This is a genomic window from Acinetobacter sp. AB03 (assembly GCF_058107045.1).
The window spans coordinates 1-816 of sequence record NZ_JBUEBA010000077.1; the positions used below are offsets into that span (position 1 = coordinate 1).

Below are 816 nucleotides of genomic sequence, written 5' to 3' on the forward strand. Positions count from 1 at the left end.
TAAAAGATTATGCATGGTATGAGATAGAATTTCTGCGCCGTTATAAAGTTTCAATGATGGGATAGAGAAGGTTAACTCTGCTGGTGCTTCTGAACCCGGCACGTTATAAAACACAAAATCCAAGCCATCAACCGTCATTTTCTGTTCTGGTTGAGTGATCAGTTGTGTAGGCTCAAGGATTCCCATTTTCCCAACAGCAACAGCCTTACCTAAACCTGTATCCACCAATCCTTCAGCATTCTTTGGTAAAAAGGTTCCATACATATAGGTCGCACGACGCATCATGGCTGAACCTGCCATCAAATTTTCACTGGTCGCTTCTTCCATAAAGCCTTGTGGCGCAATAATTGGGGTTTTTCTAGCGTTAATTTCTTCTGTAGAAAGAACGCCTAATGCACCACCAAAATGATCGATATGGCTATGGGTAAAGATAATGGCTGAAATTTTTTGCTCACCTAAATGCTGCCTAGCAAATTTAAGTGCTGCTTCAGCCGTTTCTTTAGAGGTTAATGGATCCACAATAATCCAGCCAGTATCACCCTGAATAATGGTCATATTTGCCAAATCAAAACCACGAATTTGCCAAACTCGATCTGTCACTTTAAATAGACCAACATTATTGTTGAGCTTTGCTTGTCGCCATAGTGCAGGATTAACAGTATTTGGTGCTGGATCATTTAAAAAATTAAACGCATCAAAATCCCAGATCACATTGCCTTTTTCACTTTTAATTTGACCTGTTGGCTTGGCAATAAAGCCTTTTTGCGCATAATTAAACTCTGTCATATCGTCTAAATTATATTTCGTTTTATACGC

General features: G+C 39.3%; 1 protein-coding gene. It reads right to left on the bottom strand.

All coding sequences use genetic code 11. The annotated features are described in order from the left end of the window. On the bottom strand, positions 1-816 hold an 816-nt coding region (locus ACY3FQ_RS18450; RefSeq protein ID WP_489774621.1), incomplete at both ends, for an MBL fold metallo-hydrolase.